At 61.6% G+C, this 15,141-nt stretch carries 14 protein-coding genes; 7 read left to right on the top strand and 7 right to left on the bottom strand.

Going from position 1 to position 15,141, the window contains the following annotated elements; translation table 11 throughout:
- Nucleotides 1–99: 99 nt before the first annotated feature.
- Nucleotides 100–1,119, top strand: a complete 1,020-nt coding sequence (locus A462_RS04835; protein WP_008438573.1) for a Leu/Phe/Val dehydrogenase — start codon at nucleotides 100–102, stop codon at nucleotides 1,117–1,119.
- A 6-nt stretch (nucleotides 1,120–1,125) separates the two neighbouring features.
- Here A462_RS04835 and A462_RS04840 read toward each other — a convergent pair whose 3' ends face one another.
- The gene (locus A462_RS04840; protein ID WP_008438572.1) at nucleotides 1,126–2,433 is read right to left on the bottom strand and encodes an acetamidase/formamidase family protein; all 1,308 of its coding nucleotides are present in this window, start codon (nucleotides 2,431–2,433) and stop codon (nucleotides 1,126–1,128) included.
- A 217-nt stretch (nucleotides 2,434–2,650) separates the two neighbouring features.
- Here A462_RS04840 and A462_RS04845 point away from each other — a divergent pair, with 217 nt between their 5' ends.
- Complete coding sequence (locus A462_RS04845; RefSeq protein WP_008438571.1) at nucleotides 2,651–3,376, top strand: dienelactone hydrolase family protein; 726 nt, start codon at nucleotides 2,651–2,653, stop codon at nucleotides 3,374–3,376.
- 189 nt (nucleotides 3,377–3,565) lie between these two features.
- On the opposite strand, the gene A462_RS04850 is transcribed toward A462_RS04845, so the two are convergent.
- The gene (locus A462_RS04850; RefSeq protein WP_003212789.1) at nucleotides 3,566–3,826 is read right to left on the bottom strand and encodes a YebG family protein; all 261 of its coding nucleotides are present in this window, start codon (nucleotides 3,824–3,826) and stop codon (nucleotides 3,566–3,568) included.
- Between the two features lie 305 nt (nucleotides 3,827–4,131).
- Here A462_RS04850 and A462_RS04855 point away from each other — a divergent pair, with 305 nt between their 5' ends.
- Together A462_RS04855 and A462_RS04860 are read left to right on the top strand one after the other, a co-directional pair.
- Entirely contained in the window at nucleotides 4,132–4,389 is a 258-nt protein-coding gene (locus tag A462_RS04855) for a DUF6124 family protein (protein WP_008438570.1), read from the top strand.
- Between the two features lie 283 nt (nucleotides 4,390–4,672).
- Entirely contained in the window at nucleotides 4,673–5,161 is a 489-nt protein-coding gene (locus A462_RS04860) for a phosphate-starvation-inducible protein PsiE (protein WP_003212783.1), read from the top strand.
- Here the strand turns inward: A462_RS04860 and A462_RS04865 are convergent.
- The 3 genes from A462_RS04865 to A462_RS04875 all read right to left on the bottom strand — a co-directional run bounded on the left by A462_RS04865 (nucleotide 5,158) and on the right by A462_RS04875 (nucleotide 8,508).
- Nucleotides 5,158–5,475, bottom strand: coding sequence for a DUF3509 domain-containing protein (locus A462_RS04865; RefSeq protein WP_003212781.1), 318 nt, complete (start codon nucleotides 5,473–5,475; stop codon nucleotides 5,158–5,160). The two genes, A462_RS04860 and A462_RS04865, sit on opposite strands and share 4 nt — an antisense overlap.
- A 300-nt stretch (nucleotides 5,476–5,775) precedes the next feature.
- Entirely contained in the window at nucleotides 5,776–7,071 is a 1,296-nt protein-coding gene (locus A462_RS04870; protein ID WP_008438568.1) for a serine/threonine transporter, read from the bottom strand.
- 60 nt (nucleotides 7,072–7,131) lie between these two features.
- Nucleotides 7,132–8,508: an L-serine ammonia-lyase gene (locus A462_RS04875; RefSeq protein ID WP_008438553.1), complete on the bottom strand. Its 1,377-nt coding sequence runs from the start codon at nucleotides 8,506–8,508 to the stop codon at nucleotides 7,132–7,134.
- Nucleotides 8,509–8,645: 137 nt separating this feature from the next.
- Between A462_RS04875 and A462_RS04880 the strand changes: the two genes are divergently transcribed.
- Nucleotides 8,646–9,593: a LysR substrate-binding domain-containing protein gene (locus A462_RS04880; RefSeq protein ID WP_003212775.1), complete on the top strand. Its 948-nt coding sequence runs from the start codon at nucleotides 8,646–8,648 to the stop codon at nucleotides 9,591–9,593.
- Between the two features lie 211 nt (nucleotides 9,594–9,804).
- A complete protein-coding gene (locus A462_RS04885; RefSeq protein WP_003212772.1) occupies nucleotides 9,805–10,215 on the top strand; it encodes an HPF/RaiA family ribosome-associated protein in 411 nt (136 codons plus the stop codon).
- Nucleotides 10,216–10,287: 72 nt separating this feature from the next.
- Here A462_RS04885 and A462_RS04890 read toward each other — a convergent pair whose 3' ends face one another.
- Nucleotides 10,288–11,796, bottom strand: coding sequence for an MFS transporter (locus A462_RS04890; protein WP_008438550.1), 1,509 nt, complete (start codon nucleotides 11,794–11,796; stop codon nucleotides 10,288–10,290).
- Nucleotides 11,797–11,900: 104 nt separating this feature from the next.
- Between A462_RS04890 and A462_RS04895 the strand changes: the two genes are divergently transcribed.
- Complete coding sequence (locus A462_RS04895) at nucleotides 11,901–12,773, top strand: LysR family transcriptional regulator (RefSeq protein WP_008438547.1); 873 nt, start codon at nucleotides 11,901–11,903, stop codon at nucleotides 12,771–12,773.
- Here A462_RS04895 and fecA read toward each other — a convergent pair whose 3' ends face one another.
- Entirely contained in the window at nucleotides 12,774–15,119 is a 2,346-nt protein-coding gene (gene fecA / locus A462_RS04900; protein WP_008438539.1) for a TonB-dependent Fe(3+) dicitrate receptor FecA, read from the bottom strand. It abuts the gene before it with no gap.
- Nucleotides 15,120–15,141 lie beyond the last annotated feature (22 nt).

The following is a 15,141-nucleotide window of genomic DNA, read 5'->3' as shown; positions in this document are numbered from 1 at the left end:
ACCCTTTAAAACCGGTGGTCTTATTCCTGCGCGCTTCAGCAGGGTTTCGCTGGCAGTCCTATACTTGGCGCCTACCAGAAGTGATTCGGGAGCTTGACGATGTTTGCGCTCATGCACAGCACCCGCCTTGAATCGCTGCACCTGAGCGTTGACCCGGCCACCGGGTTGAAGGCGGTCATTGCCATCCACAACAGCCGCCTGGGTCCCGCCCTTGGAGGCTGCCGCTACCTCTCTTACCCCGACGATGAAAGTGCCGTGGCGGATGCCGCGCGCCTGGCGCAGGGCATGAGCTACAAGGCCGCGCTGGCCGGTTTGCCGGTGGGTGGCGGCAACGCGGTGATCATCCGCCCCGCCCATGTGGAAAGCCGCGCGGCATTGTTTGAAGCCTTCGGCCGCTGCATCGAGCAGCTGGATGGCCGCTACATCACCGCCATCGACAGCGGCACCTCGGTGGCGGACATGGATTGCATCGCCCAGCAGACCCGCTATGTCACCAGCACCACGGCGGCCGGCGATCCCTCGCCCCACGCGGCGATGGGCGTGTTCGCCGGCATCCGCACCACCGCGATGGCTCGCCTGGGCAGCGATAATCTGGAAGGTCTGCGCGTGGCGATCCAGGGCCTGGGCAACGTCGGTTATGCCCTGGCCGAGCAACTGCACGCCGCCGGGGCTGAATTGCTGGTGAGCGACATCGACCACGGCAAGGTGCAACTGGCGATGGAGCAACTGGGTGCGCACCCGATTGCCAACGAAGCCTTGCTCAGCACTCCGTGCGATATCCTTGCGCCCTGCGGTGTGGGCGCGGTGTTCAACCGCTACACGGTCGCGCAGTTGCGATGCGCAGCGGTGGCCGGCTCCGCCAGTGCGCAACTGACCAACCTGCAAGTGGCCGATCAGTTGGAAGGGCGTGGGATTCTTTACGCGCCGGACTACGTGATCAACTCCGGTGGGCTGATCTACGTGGCCCTCAAGCACGGCGGCGCGGAGCTGGAAGCCATCACCGCGCACCTGTCGAACATCGGCACGCGCCTGACCGAGATCTTCGCCCATGCCCAGGCTGAAAAACGCTCACCCGCGCGGGTAGCGGATGAGCTGGCGGAGCGCTTGCTGTACAGCTGAGGCGGGTCAAAGCTGATATTTCTCCCGGGCCAGTTGGCCCACGCCCATACGATCAAGGATGTGCATCGGGCACAGAATCGTGACCCGCACGGTTCCCGGCAGGCGGCTGATTTCAATCGAGCCGTTGATGGTCGCGCGGTTGCGCACTTCGTCGAGCGGCAGCCCGGTCACGGCGGCGGCGCGTTCCAGTCCGTTGTCTGTCGCGACGTTGAGATTGATCCCACTGCCGATGAAGGTGATGGGCGCGTTCTCCTCGATCTCCACCTGGCCCCAGCGCTCCCCCAGTGCCTTCACCCGCAGGCGCTGCTCCGCGGTCATCGGGCGCGCCATGGGCGGCAGGTCATCGAGGTTTTGCAGCAGGATCGGCCCGTCCAGGCTCAGGCCCTTGATCACCTGCACCGTCAGTTCGGTTTCCCCCGACACATCGGTGGCATGCCCGGCAATTTCGCCATTGCCCTGTTGAGCATGCATATCGCCCATGTACACCCCGGCGCCGGGGACCTTCACCGGGCAGATCAGGATGCAGCCTTCGCGCACTGAGTTTGTGTCCATGTGGCCATCGGTTTTCGCGGCGTGCAGTTCATCGTGGGTCATGCTGTAGCGATGGGGCGCGCCCACCAGGTACTGGCCGAAGTCGCCGCAGTTGTGGGAATCCGGCAGATCCCGTGAAGGCGTGGTGCCGATGTTGCCCAGGAATGGGCGCATATGCGCGGCCAGGCCCGGGATATCGGCGCGGGCCAGGGACAGGATCGAGTGCTGGGCAGACAGTTCGGGCAGCGCCGACATGTCCGATGCCTTGCCGGCCAGGCGATCCGCCACGGCCTGGTTGACCGTCAGGCTCACCTGATGCTCGGCATCCAGAACGATCACGTAACCATTGCTGAAACGAAACGCACTGACCTCGGCGCCACAGGCATCGCAACGAATGGCGTCATCGCCAATGCCTTCGACGTGGCTGGCGGGATGCTCTTGCCCGCAGTTGGAGCAGAACTTCGCGACGAACGGGTCGCCGTGGTACCGCCCTTCGACAAAACTCATGACCCCCGAGGACGTGGCCAGGGAGGTGACGCGCATGCGCTTGATCTTCAGCGCCACCGCGTCGCCGATGTCGGCGCCGGCGATGAACACGGGCTGGGTCACTTCATGGCCACCCTCAAAGGCCGGCGTGATCATCGGGCCCCAGCAACCGGGCGGGGTGCCGGTGATCAAGGTGCCACCGTCGGCCAGCGGGCCGAGCATTTTCTGGCTGGGGCCGAGCAGCCCATTGGTGTAGGAGGTGACGGTGAGACGGTCGACAGAAGGGAGGTTATTCATTTTATTTTCCGGGCCCTGGGTGATTGAATGTTGAACAGGCTTCATCACTTAAGCGCCGATGTGTATCTGTCGTGTGTCGCGCTGCCGCGATTGCCGGTACGTGTGTATCTCAGGGGCATCCATACACACTCTGATACACCCGCAGTGGCGGACACGTGCAAATACAGATATCTCTGTTATCGGCTTATTTTTTCAAACCCATCAGAACGAGGTTGGCATGTCCAAACAAACAGCAGGGCGCTCCAGCGGGCGCATGATCACCTTCAAACGCCCGGATGGCGCTGACGTCAACGGCTACCTGGCCAGCCCGGCGGTACTCGAAGGTGCGCCAGCAATTGTGGTGATCCAGGAGTGGTGGGGCCTTAACGACCAGATCAAGGGCGTGGCCAATAGACTGGCCGAATGCGGCTACCGGGTGCTGGTGCCGGACCTTTATCGCGGCGTGTCGACCGTGGAAGAGGAAGAGGCTCACCACCTGATGGATGGGCTGGATTTTGGTGACGCGGTTTCCCAGGACATCAAGGGTGCTGTGCAGTACTTGCAGGCGGATTCGAAAAAAGTTGGTGTGACCGGTTACTGCATGGGCGGGGCGTTGACGTTGCTGGCGTTGAACGCGATTCCGGAAGTGGCTGCGGGCGTGGTGTGGTACGGCTTCCCGCCGCTGGAGTATCTGGATGCTTCGAAGATCAAGGCGCCGCTGATCGGGCACTGGGGCACGCAGGATGCCTTCTTCAATATCGACACCGTGGCGGAGCTGGAGGCAAAACTGCATGCTGCGGGTGTGGACGCGACTTTCCATCGCTACCTGGCGCGCCATGCGTTTGCCAACGAGACGGCGATTGGTGATGGTCGGATTGCAGACACGCAATACGATGCCGCCTGGTCGCAACTGGCGTGGGACCGCACGTTGACGTTCTTCGGCAAGACCTTGTGGCAGGCATGACACATGTGAAAGGCATCAACGCATAACCTGTGGCGAGGGAGCTTGTTGTGGCGAGGGAGCTTGCTCCCGCTGGAGTGCGCAGCGCTCCCAAGCTTTTGGGTCTGCTGCGCAGCCCAGCGGGAGCAAGCTCCCTCGCCACAGCAAGCTCCCTCTGCCACAGCAAGCCCTTTCGCCACTACTGGCAATGCATCACTCAGCCGCTGGCTGCCCAATCTCCGCCAATGCACTCGCATTGTTCTTGAACGCCGCCGCAAACGCCGCGCGGTTCTTGGCCATGAAAATACCGGCATCTTCTGCCTGCTTCTCGCTCAAGCCTTCGACGTTTTTCAACAGCACTTCCATCAGGGACTCTGCCAGCTCAAGCATCTGGTCGTGTGCGTCGGCAAGTTTGCGATCCACGAATGTAGTCTCCAGGTCACGGGTACTGCGATACAGGGTTTCAACAGCCATTTTTCGGCCTCGTCATCGGTGCAGTATTGAAGGGAGTTGCCCTTGGTTCGAGTGTCGCCAAGCGTTTTTGCGACTACTGTATTTATATACAGCTAAAAGCATAAGCCAATCCATGGGGTTTGGGTAGTGGCTTTTTAATGTAGCTGGCAAATGCTGGTTTGCCCTATCGGAAACTTCTCACAGGTTGGTGGGGTTGCAGGAGCGTCATTCAGTGGCTTACCTTCTCCGGGCTTCGCTTATGCGGTACACGAGTTTGGCGGCTCGAATTTAAGGAGCAAACATCTTGTAAATCCAAGGAATGCACCATGGTAAAAATGACTGCCTGTTTTTCTGAATCGCCTATAAAGCCGCCTACCGCGCTTTTCGCTGTGACCCCAAATACTGACACTGAAACATTACTCGCCAACGCCAGCGAAACCTTGAACAGTGCCCGTGAAATGGCCAGTAGCCTGGCTTTTGAGCTTGAAGGACCACAGCGCAGCTTGTTGCTGGCGATCCATCAACTGCTGGAAATGAGTGGTTTGTTGGTTGATCAGGCGTTGGACCAAGTCGCCCCGACCTGACCTGAATCACCCGGTCACCTGGATCGTTCCCACGCTCTGCGTGGGAATGCATACCGTGACGCTCCGCGTCACCTCTATCCGAAACCGTGGGGCATTGGACGCGGAGCGTCCGGGGCGGCATTCCCACGCAGAGCGTGGGAACGATCATCAAGCAGCAAGATAAGTGCCTCATATCACCCCGCCACCATCTCACTTCCTGTTCCCTGGCCTTTTTTCTGCATGCAGAGAAACCGTCACGTCCAACCCGCATTATCCGGTCGAGCCGACCTAAGGAAGCATCATCGTGAAAATCAACTGGGCTGAAAACCTGCGCAAGACCGTGCACCAACTGGCCGAGTCCTTGGGAAATCTGTTCGTCGAGACGTTCCACTACCTGGCGTTGTTCGCCATTGGTGCGGTGACCGCCTATGCCGCGGTGATGGAATTTCTGGGGATGCTGGAGACGGGGCACATCAAGATCGATGACATCTTGCTGCTGTTCATCTACCTGGAACTGGGGGCGATGGTCGGGATTTATTTCAAGACCAACCACATGCCGGTGCGTTTCCTGATCTACGTGGCGATCACGGCGCTGACCCGTCTGCTGATTTCCAACGTGTCCCACCACAACCCGCCCGACATCGGCATCATCTACCTGTGCGGTGGGATTCTGCTGCTGGCGTTCGCGATTCTGGTGGTGCGGTATGCGTCGTCGGCATTTCCGTCGGTGAAGGTCGAAGGCCCGCGCCGCAAGGGCGAAGCGAGCCTTGAAACAGAGAAGGGCGAGCTCTAGAACCCTGCGTTGAGCGGCGGCCTGCTGACCGGCGGCCGCTGCAGTACCTGGTGGCTGTCCCCATCGGTCATCACCGCCAATATCTCCATCGCGCTGTGCCCCTGCTCGATCGCAATCCCGAATTGCACACTCTGCACCAGCCGTTTCAGGCGCTGGGGGTCGTTGCGTTGTTCGGCGCTGATCATGCGTTTGGCCACGACGCCGTCTTCATCGGACAGGGTCAGCATGATGCTGCCGTCCAGCCGCTGGATGCTTAAATTGACCCGGTATTTCGGGGCGAAGGTGTCGGTGATGATCTGAAAAGGGTTGTCCATGGTGCGTTACCGCCTGATAAGAACATGCAGTCATTGACGACCGGTGTCGGGATTAGTTCGCGTTTCCTGACCACCGGCCATTCGCTCGCTGAGGTTTTCACAAGGTCCGTTTTCCTCAAGTGCTGTACAGCAAGGGGCGTGCCGTACAGCAATCTGCCTGCCATCAAATTTCCCCTGTGGGAGCGGGCTTGCTCGCGAATGCGGTGTGTCAGCCAATGATTGCTCAGCTGAACGACCGCTTTCGCGAGCAAGCCCGCTCCCACAGTGGGTGGGTGGTGTTTTTGAGTTCGGTGATCCGTTTCAGGGCATGACCGAAAAAACGATCGCAGACAGCGCAATCAAACCGATCAACACCACAAACACGTTGGACGCCTGGCCCGAGTACTGGCGCAGGGATGGCACTCGGCGGATAGCGTACATCGGCATCAGGAACAACAGGCAGGCGATGATCGGCCCGCCCATGGTTTCGATCATGCCGAGGATGCTCGGGTTGAAGGTGGCCACGGCCCAGCAGGTGAGCACCATGAACAGCGCGGTGCAGCGCTCCAGCCACTTGGCCGACATGCTGCGGTTGCGCCCGCGCAGGGATTTGACGATCAGGCCCTGGAAACCTTCGCTGGCGCCGATGTAGTGGCCCAGGAAGGATTTGGTGATCGCCACCAGCGCGATCAACGGTGCGGCGTAGGCGATGACCGGGGTCTGGAAGTGGTTCGCCAGGTACGACAGGATCGAGATGTTCTGCGCCTTGGCGGCGGCGAGGTCAGCCGGCGACAGGGCCAGCACGCAGCTGAAGCAGAAGAACATCACCGTCAGCACCATCATGCTGTGGGCCATGGCCAGGATGCCGCTGCTTTTGCGTTCGGCTTGCGGGCCGTACACGCGTTTCTGGTCGACGGCGAAGGCGGAGATGATCGGCGAGTGGTTGAAGGAAAACACCATCACCGGGATCGCCAGCCACAAGGTCTTGAAGAAGGCCGGCAGGGGCATGCCTTCGCTGGCGGAGGCGAAGAATGCGCCGTTCCAGTTGGGGATCAGGCTCACCGCCAACAGCAGCAGGGCGGCGACGAAGGGGTACACCAGCACGCTCATGGCCTTGACGATCACGCCCTGGCCGCAGCGCACAATGGCCATCAGGCCGAGGATCAGCACCAGCGACAGGATTGCCCGGGGCGGTGCAGCCAGGTGCAGTTGGTGTTCCATAAAGCTGGTCAGGGTGTTGGTCAGCGCCACGCTGTACACCAGTAAAATCGGGAAGATCGCGAAGAAGTACAGCAGGGTGATCAGCTTGCCGGCGCCGATACCGAAGTGTTCTTCCACCACTTCGGTGATGTCGCCGGATTTGCCCGACAACACAAAGCGCGTCAGCCCACGGTGGGCGAAGAAGGTCATCGGGAAGGCCAGCAGCGCCAGCACGATCAACGGCCAGAAGCCGCCCACGCCAGCGTTGATCGGCAGGAACAAGGTGCCGGCACCGATGGCGGTGCCGTAGAGGCCGAGCATCCAGGTGGTGTCGTGTTTGTTCCAGCCTTGTGTAACGGTGGTCGGCGTCAGGTCTACAGCGGTATTTTCGGCAGCAGGTGTACGTACATCGGTCATCGTTATTGCCTCGTTATTATTTTTGCGCGGGCTCACGTTGGGGCGATCAGGGAATGCTCCTCAGCACTCCACCCAGCTGACGGCCAGGCCGCCCCGTGAAGTTTCTTTGTATTTGTCGTGCATGTCGGCGCCGGTGTCGCGCATGGTGCGGATCACCCGGTCCAGGGAGATGAAGTGCTTGCCGTCGCCGCGCAGGGCCATTTGCGTGGCGTTGATCGCCTTGACCGCGGCGATGGCGTTGCGCTCGATGCACGGCACCTGGACCAGGCCGCCAACCGGGTCGCAGGTCAACCCCAGGTTATGTTCCAGGCCGATTTCGGCGGCGTTTTCCAGTTGCTCCGGGGATGCGCCGAGCACGTCTGCAAGGCCGGCAGCGGCCATGGCGCAGGCGGAACCGACTTCGCCCTGGCAGCCGACTTCGGCGCCGGAGATCGAGGCGTTTTTCTTGCAGAGGATGCCGACGGCGGCGGCAGCCAGGAAGAAATTCACCACGTCATCGTCGGACGCGTCCGGGTTGAACTTCATGTAGTAGTGCAGCACCGCCGGGATGATTCCCGCCGCGCCATTGGTCGGCGCGGTGACCATGCGCCCGCCGGCGGCGTTTTCTTCATTGACGGCGAGGGCGAACAGGTTGACCCATTCCATGGCCGACAAGGTCGAGGTGATGACGTTGGGTTTGCCGATTTCCAGCAGGCTGCGGTGCAATTTCGCGGCGCGCCGTGGCACATCCAGACCGCCGGGCAGGATGCCTTCGTGGCGCAGGCCTTGTTCGACGCATTCACGCATCACCGACCAGATATGCAGCAGGCCGCTGCGGATCTCGGCATCGCTGCGCCAGGCCCGCTCGTTGGCCATCATCAGCTCGGAAACCCGCAGGCCGTGCTTGTTGCACAAGGCCAGCAGTTCGACGGCGCTCGAAAAGTCGTAGGGCAATTGCACTTCGCTGGTAGGCGCGATGCCGGACTCGGCTTCTGCCGCTTCGATGATGAAACCGCCGCCCACCGAGTAGTACGTTTGCTCGCTCAACGGGCCGTTTTCGCCGTAGGCATGCAGGGACATGGCGTTGGGGTGGTAGGGCAGGCTTTCGTCCAGCAGCAGGAGGTCGTGTTGCCAGTTGAAGGCAATCGACGTGCGGCCGCCGAGCAGCAATTGGCCTGACTCGCGCAGTTGCTGGATGCGTGGGCCGATACTGGTGGGGTCGATGCTGTCAGGCCATTCGCCCATCAGGCCCATCACACAGGCGCGGTCGGTGGCGTGGCCGACACCGGTGGCGGACAGCGAGCCGTACAAACGCACCTCTACGCGACGGGTTTCGTCGAGCAATTGCTGGTCGATCAGCGCTTGGACGAAGGTCGCCGCGGCCCGCATCGGGCCGACGGTATGGGAGCTGGAAGGACCAATGCCCACTTTGAATAGATCGAAAACACTGATAGCCATGCTAAACCCTTACAAGCAATGGAGTAGGAATCGCTGCCATGTTTTGTAGGACAAGCGGAATTGGCGCGATACTGAGCCTCTGGATCGGCACTGACCAACGAATTATCCTAAGACACCCTTTAGCAGGACTAAACCCTATGGCTCGCCCGCTTCATGGCCAGACCTACGTCTGGTTGCACGTTTTTTCCTGCGCGGCACGGCATTTGTCGTTCACCCGTTGCGCCGAGGAACTGCACATCACCCCGGGCGCGGTCAGCCAGCAAATCCGTCAGTTGGAGGAGCGCCTGGGCTTTCGCCTGTTCCATCGGCGCGCACGCGGGGTTGAGCTGAGTGCAGAGGGCCAGCGGTTGGCGATCACCGTGGGCGAGGCCTATGGCAGCATCGATGCCGAGCTGCAGCGGCTGGACGCCGGGATGATCAGCGGCACCTTGCGCCTGCGTTCGATCCCGTCGTTTCTCGGCAAATGGCTGACCCCGCGTTTGCCGCGTTTGCAGCAGCGCTTCCCGGATATCCAGTTGCGCATGGTTGCCGAAGACAGCAGCGTCGCCCTGCACGAGGGCGACTTCGACCTGGCCATCGACCTTAACGACGGCAGCTATCCCGGCTTGTTGTCCACAGCCTTGCTGGACGAGCAGATTTTCCCGGTGTGCGCACCGAGCCTGCTGCGGGGGCGACCGCCACTGCATGGCCCCGCTGACCTGGTGCATTTCCCGCTGCTGCACGACATCACTGCCTGGCGTGGGAGTTATGAGTACGCAGAGTGGGAGTTCTACCTGAATGCCATCGGCTACGACGCTGCCGACGTACGGCGCGGGCATACCTTCAACCGCAATCACCTGACTATCGAGGCGGCGATTGCGGGCATGGGCGTGGCGATTGCCCGGCGAACCTTGCTCAATGACGAACTGGAACGCGGCACCTTGATCGTGCCATTCGGCCTCGCCGTTCCCAACCACAAACGCTATGTGCTGCTGTACGCGCCGGGTGCGTTGAGCCATCCGGGCGTGCGGGCGGTGCATGACTGGCTGGTGGAGGAAGCGGAGATTTTTCGCGGATTGCACCCGTTGGGAGAGGGGCAATTGTAAGGAAGTTGGCGGTAAGAAGATGTAACCAACTCCCCACCCTAACAGCGTTTTTGGTTGTAGTCAGAGTTAATTTGTAATGTGGGATTTATCTTTGCAAAGGGGTTGAAATGTTCCTCTGTCTGCTCAATTGTGTAATCAGGAGGTCATGGTTTTCACCCATCCGGTGAAGCAGGAATGGCCTTCGGCGAGCTAGCTGAAATAAGGGAAAACTATGCAAATCCAAGTCAATAGCGATAACCATATTGAAAGCAGCATCCGACTGGAGGAGTGGGTACGTACCACCATTGAGAGCACGCTCGAACGTTACGAAGAAGATCTGACCCGCGTCGAGGTTTACCTGCGGGACGAGAACGGTGACAAGCCCGGCCCACACGATCTGAGTTGCCGACTGGAAGCACGGCCAAAAGGCCATCAACCGCTTTCGGTCCTCCATAAAGCCGATACGCTGGAACAGGCGATCGATGGCGCAGCGACCAAGCTGGAGCATGCCCTGGAGCATCTGTACGGCAAACTGCGCGGCAAACCACGCGCCGCGGGTCAAAGCCTGCCCAATACCAAGGCCGACGAGGCCGAGCTAGAAGAGGAATTCCTGGAAAACGAACAGGCTGCGCTTAACGGCTGATAGCTGATACTTTTTTCAACCCCACTGAAAACGGGCCTGCAGATGCAGGCCCGTTTTTTTATGCGCAAAAGGTCAGCGCGGGCTGCGCCGGAAAAAACAGGCGCTCAAGGCCGCCAGTGCGCACGCTCCAACGCCGGCATACAACATGGCCCATCCCGCACCGTTGCGCAGCGCGGCCTGGGCGATCAGTGGGCCCTGCGGCAACACGTCCAGCTTGCCGGCGGCGATGTCCTGACTGAGGGTCGCCAACTGTGCCGTGCCAGGCAATACGCCAGCCAGATAATGAGCGATCCCGAGTATCAACACCAACCCCATCAACGCGATATTCAGCGCCAGGGTGATCAGACGTGCACTGAAGTCGATGCCCGAGGCCATCCCTGCGCGGTCGGATGAAACTGAGCCGGTGGTGGTGTTGGTGGTGGGCGAGTTGGTAAACGCCAAGCCGCTGCCGGCAATCCCACAGGCGATCAGGACCCATACCACACTGGGCTGGCCGCTATGATTGATCGCCGCCATTGTCACAAACCCCACGCCCATCAGGCCCAGGCCCAATGGAATGATGCGTTCGGCGCCATAGCGCAGGGCCAGGCGTTCAGCCAGCGGCGGCACCACCAACGTGGGCAGGGTATAGGCGAGCAGGGCGAGCCCGGTGAGCATGGTGTCGTAGCCCAGGCCGGCCTGGAAATACAGCGGCAGGTAGATCATGAAGGGCCAGAAGCTGAAGTTCATGCCGATCGAGCCCATCAGCGCGCCGTTGAAGCGCGGGATGCGAAACACCGAGAAGTCGAACATTGGATGCAGGCTGCGCCGCTCGACAACCACGAACAACAACAGGCTGCCCACCGACAGTCCGGCCCAGCCGAGCATGGCCGGGGTGGCAAAGCCGCTCTCGGTGCCCTGGGTGATGAAATAGACCAGGGCGAACACTGCCAGGGTGAGGGTGGCCATACCGGCTATATCGAGGCGATGGGCCGCCGGGTCACGGGATTCCTGCACGCTGATGCGCAGCAACACCAGAGTGAGCAAGGTCAACGGCACATGCACCAGGAACACCCAGCGCCAATCCGCCACCGCCAGGATCAATGCCCCCACCATCGGCCCGAAACCCAGGCCCACCCCGGCGATCACGCCCCACACCGCAAAGGCCCGGGCCCGGGCCGCCGGCTCGCGGAACTGGTGCGAAAGGATCGCGAACTGGCAGATCATCATCGCCCCGCCTCCCACGCCCTGGACAAAACGCGCCGCGATCAGCGTGGACGCATCGTTCGCCAGCCCGCAGGCGAGCGAAGCCAGCCCGAATACCCACAGGCACAGCACCAGCATGCGTCGGCGGCCAAAGCGATCGGCCAATGTGCCGGCGGCCATCAGCACGCTGGTGCAGGCCAGGGTGTAGGCGTTCATGATCCATTGGGCGTCCTGGAAGCCGGTGCCCAGTTGCTGCTCAAGGGTGGGCAGGATGACCGGCACGCTGGAGATCTCCAGCCCGAACATCAACGCCACCAGGCACACGGCGGTGAGCGCAAGGCCGTCCCGGGCGGTACGTGGCGGGTTGATGGCGGATACAACTGCGTCGGGTGGCATGGCCTCTTCCTTTCAATGGGGGAAGGTGTCATTTTCACGGGAATCTGATTCTTTATTAGCGATACTTCTTCCTGTGATAAGGGAATATAGGGCGACAAACGACCATGGCCACTCCGCGTTTTGATGGTGTTGAACTGTTTTTGCAGATCGTCGAGAGCGGCAATCTGACGGAGGCCGCCGAACGGCTGAACCTCACGCGCTCGGCGGTGGGCAAAGGCCTGGCGCGGCTGGAGGCGCGGCTGGGGACGTCTTTATTGCAACGCTCCACCCGGCGCCAGCGTTTGACCGAAGACGGGCAGGCCTACTACGAGCACTGCCTGCGTGCACTGGCAGAGCTGGAAGCGGCTGAATCCGTGCTGGAAAGTGGCCGCCAGCAGCCACGAGGGCGGTTACGGGCGAGCCTGCCTTTGGCATTCGGCCACCACTATGCGGCGCCTGCGTTGTGGGGGCTGATGGACCGTTTTCCACAACTGGAGATTGAAATTTCCTTTTCCGACCGACTGATCGACCTGGCCCAGGAAGGCTTCGATCTGGCGGTACGCATTGGCGCGCTGCCTGATACCGACCGTCTGAGCGCCCGCCGCCTGGGGGAACAGGCGATTGCCCTGGCGGCGTCACCCGCGTACTTGCAGCGCACACCTCGGATTGACTCCATCGACGACCTGGCCGGGCACCGGGGCATTGCCTATCGCAGCAATGCCCCGCACCGCGAGCGAGTCGCCTCGCCGTTGATCCTCGATGACCTGCAGGCCGTGGCCGATGCCGCCATCGCCGGGGTCGGCCTGGCCTGGTTGCCCAGTTGGCTGATCGCCCACTACGTGTTGCGCGGGCAACTGCAGGCGGTGCTGCCGGGCCACCGCGAGCAACCGATGCCGATCCATGTCATCTGGCCCACGGCGACGCACATGCCGGCCAAGACCCGTTGCGCCATCGACGCGTTGGTGGCCGGCACACCGTCGTGCCTGGCGGGTAGCTGATCAGAACGCGATGGACGTCTGCACATACAGCGTGCGCGGCTCGCCGACGTATTTGCCCTTGTTGTTATCGTCAAACGAGCGGGTGTAGTACTGCTTGTTGAAGATGTTTTTCACACCCACCGCCACGTTCAAATCCGACAGCTGCGGGCCAAAGTCGTACGCCGCGCGGCTGCTGAACAGCATGTAGCCAGGAATGCGTCCGGTGCTGCCATCAGCACTTTCTGCTTCAGTGTTGGCGTTGTCGGCAAACTGGCTGCTCTGGTAGCTGCTGTCCACGTTCAACTTCCAGCGACCTTCGGTGTAACCCACACCCAGCGTGCCCTTGTGCTTGGAGGAGAAGGGTACGCGGTTGCCTTTGTTAGGGCCGTCTTCGCGGATGGTGGCGTCGACGTAGGCGTAGGTGGCGTACACATCAAAACCGGCGAGCGCCGGGCTCAAGCCGTCGAGGGCGTAGTTGATGCTGGACTCGATGCCCTGATGGCGGGTTTCGCCGCGGGCGATCACGGTGTCGTTGGTCTGGTTGCTGTCGTACTGGTTGTCGAAGTTGATCAGGAACGCGCCGATCTCGGCGCGCAAGGTGCCGTTGTCATAGCGTGTGCCGAGTTCCCAGGTGCGGGCTTTTTCCGGCTTCACTTCGCCACTGGTCACGCGGTTGGGCATCTGGCTGTACTGCACGCTGCCGAACGATCCTTCGGTGTTGGCATAGAGGTTCCAGTCGTCCGTCAGGTGGTAGAGCACGTTCAGCGCCGGCAGGGCGGTGTTGTAGTCGCCTTTGTATTTGACGTTGCTGAGGTTGTTGGTCTGCTGGGACTCGATCATCTCGTAGCGGATGCCCGGGGTGATGGTCCATTTGCCGATATCAATCCGGTCGTCGACGAAGAACGCATTGGCTTCGGTGCTGCCCCGGGTGTCGCGGTCGTTGCGGCTGTCGGTGGTCGGCAGTTGCTGATTGGCGGTAATTGGCGTGCGGTAGCGCAGTTCGTGGCCGGCCTCGTTGATGTAGCGGTAGCCCACGCCGACTTCGTGGCTGGTTGGGCCGAGGTCGAAGCCTTGGGCGAAACGGGTTTCCAGGCCGCGTACCCAATACTCGCGGGGCGACAGGGAGAGGAAATTGCCCTGGTCCAGGTAACCGCTGCGCAGGGTGGTGGTGAAGAAGCTGTTGACCGTGAATTCCCGGCGATCTTCCTGGTAGCGATAGCCCGCGTTGAACATGGTACGCCGGCCCCAGAACTGGTCGTAGGGGCGGGTGGACTGATACGGGTCGGCCTTGTAGGCCGCAGTGCTCAAACCACCGGGCATATCCGCCTTGCCTTCGTAGTACTGCGCCATGGCGTTGAAGCTGTTGGCGTCGTCCAGCTGGTATTTGCCCTTGAGGATCAGGTCGTCGATGCGGGTGTCGCTGTTCTCGCGCCAATCACCACCACGGGTGCCGGAATACAGGATCGCGCCGCCCAGGCCGTTGTCCGCCGTGCCGCCGGCCAGCAGGTTGCCGGTGGTCTTGAAGCCATCGTGGCTGGAAGACGGGCTGGTTTCGGTTTGCAGGCCGCCTTTCACCGTTGGCGCATCGGGAATCGCGCGCGTGACGAAGTTGACGATGCCGCCGACGTTCTGCGGGCCATAACGCACTGCGCCGCCGCCGCGTACCACGTCCACGGCATCCATGTTGCCCATGCTGATGGGCGCGAACGACAACTGCGGCTGGCCATACGGCGCGAACGGCACCGGGATGCCGTCCATCAAGACCGTGGAGCGCGAGGCCAGGCGTGGGTTGAGCCCGCGAATGCCGAAGTTCAGCGCCATGTCGTGGCTGCCGGTGCCGTTGTTTTCCGGGGCGTTGACCCCGGGAATGCGGTTGAGCACGTCGCGGGCCTGGGTGGCGCCCTGGCGTTCGAATTCTTCGCGGCGGATCACGTCCCGGGCGCCCGGGTGCTCGAAGACGTTGGTTTGTGCCGCGTCCCCCAGCCAGTCGCCGACCACGTTGGAGGTGCCCAATTCGAGGGTGGCCGGAGCATTCGCCGGTTGCAGGCTGAAGGCGTTGTTGCCCTCGGCACGGGCTTGCAGGCCGGTGCCTTTGAGCAACGCATTCAAGCCTTCTTCAGCGGTGTAGTTGCCCGACAGGCCAGGGCTTTGCACGCCGGCAGTCACGTCCGAGCCAAATGAAATCAGCACGCCGGCTTCCCGGCCAAATTGATTCAGCGCCGCTTCCAGTGACGTAGGGGCGATGCGGTAGGGCTTGGCGTCGGCCGCCATTACGTAGGGAACGGTGCTGAAACTGAGGCTGGCCCCCAGCAACAAGTGGCGCAGGGTGCGGGCGAGTGGCGTCAGGCGAGTCGGTTGCTGGGGCATGAAGTGCGGTCCTGAGAAGGAA

It is taken from the genome of Pseudomonas sp. Ag1 (genome assembly GCF_000278565.1).
GTDB lineage: Bacteria > Pseudomonadota > Gammaproteobacteria > Pseudomonadales > Pseudomonadaceae > Aquipseudomonas.
The sequence above is the reverse complement of the archived record's forward strand: the minus strand, read 5'-3'. Positions and strand labels throughout refer to the sequence as shown.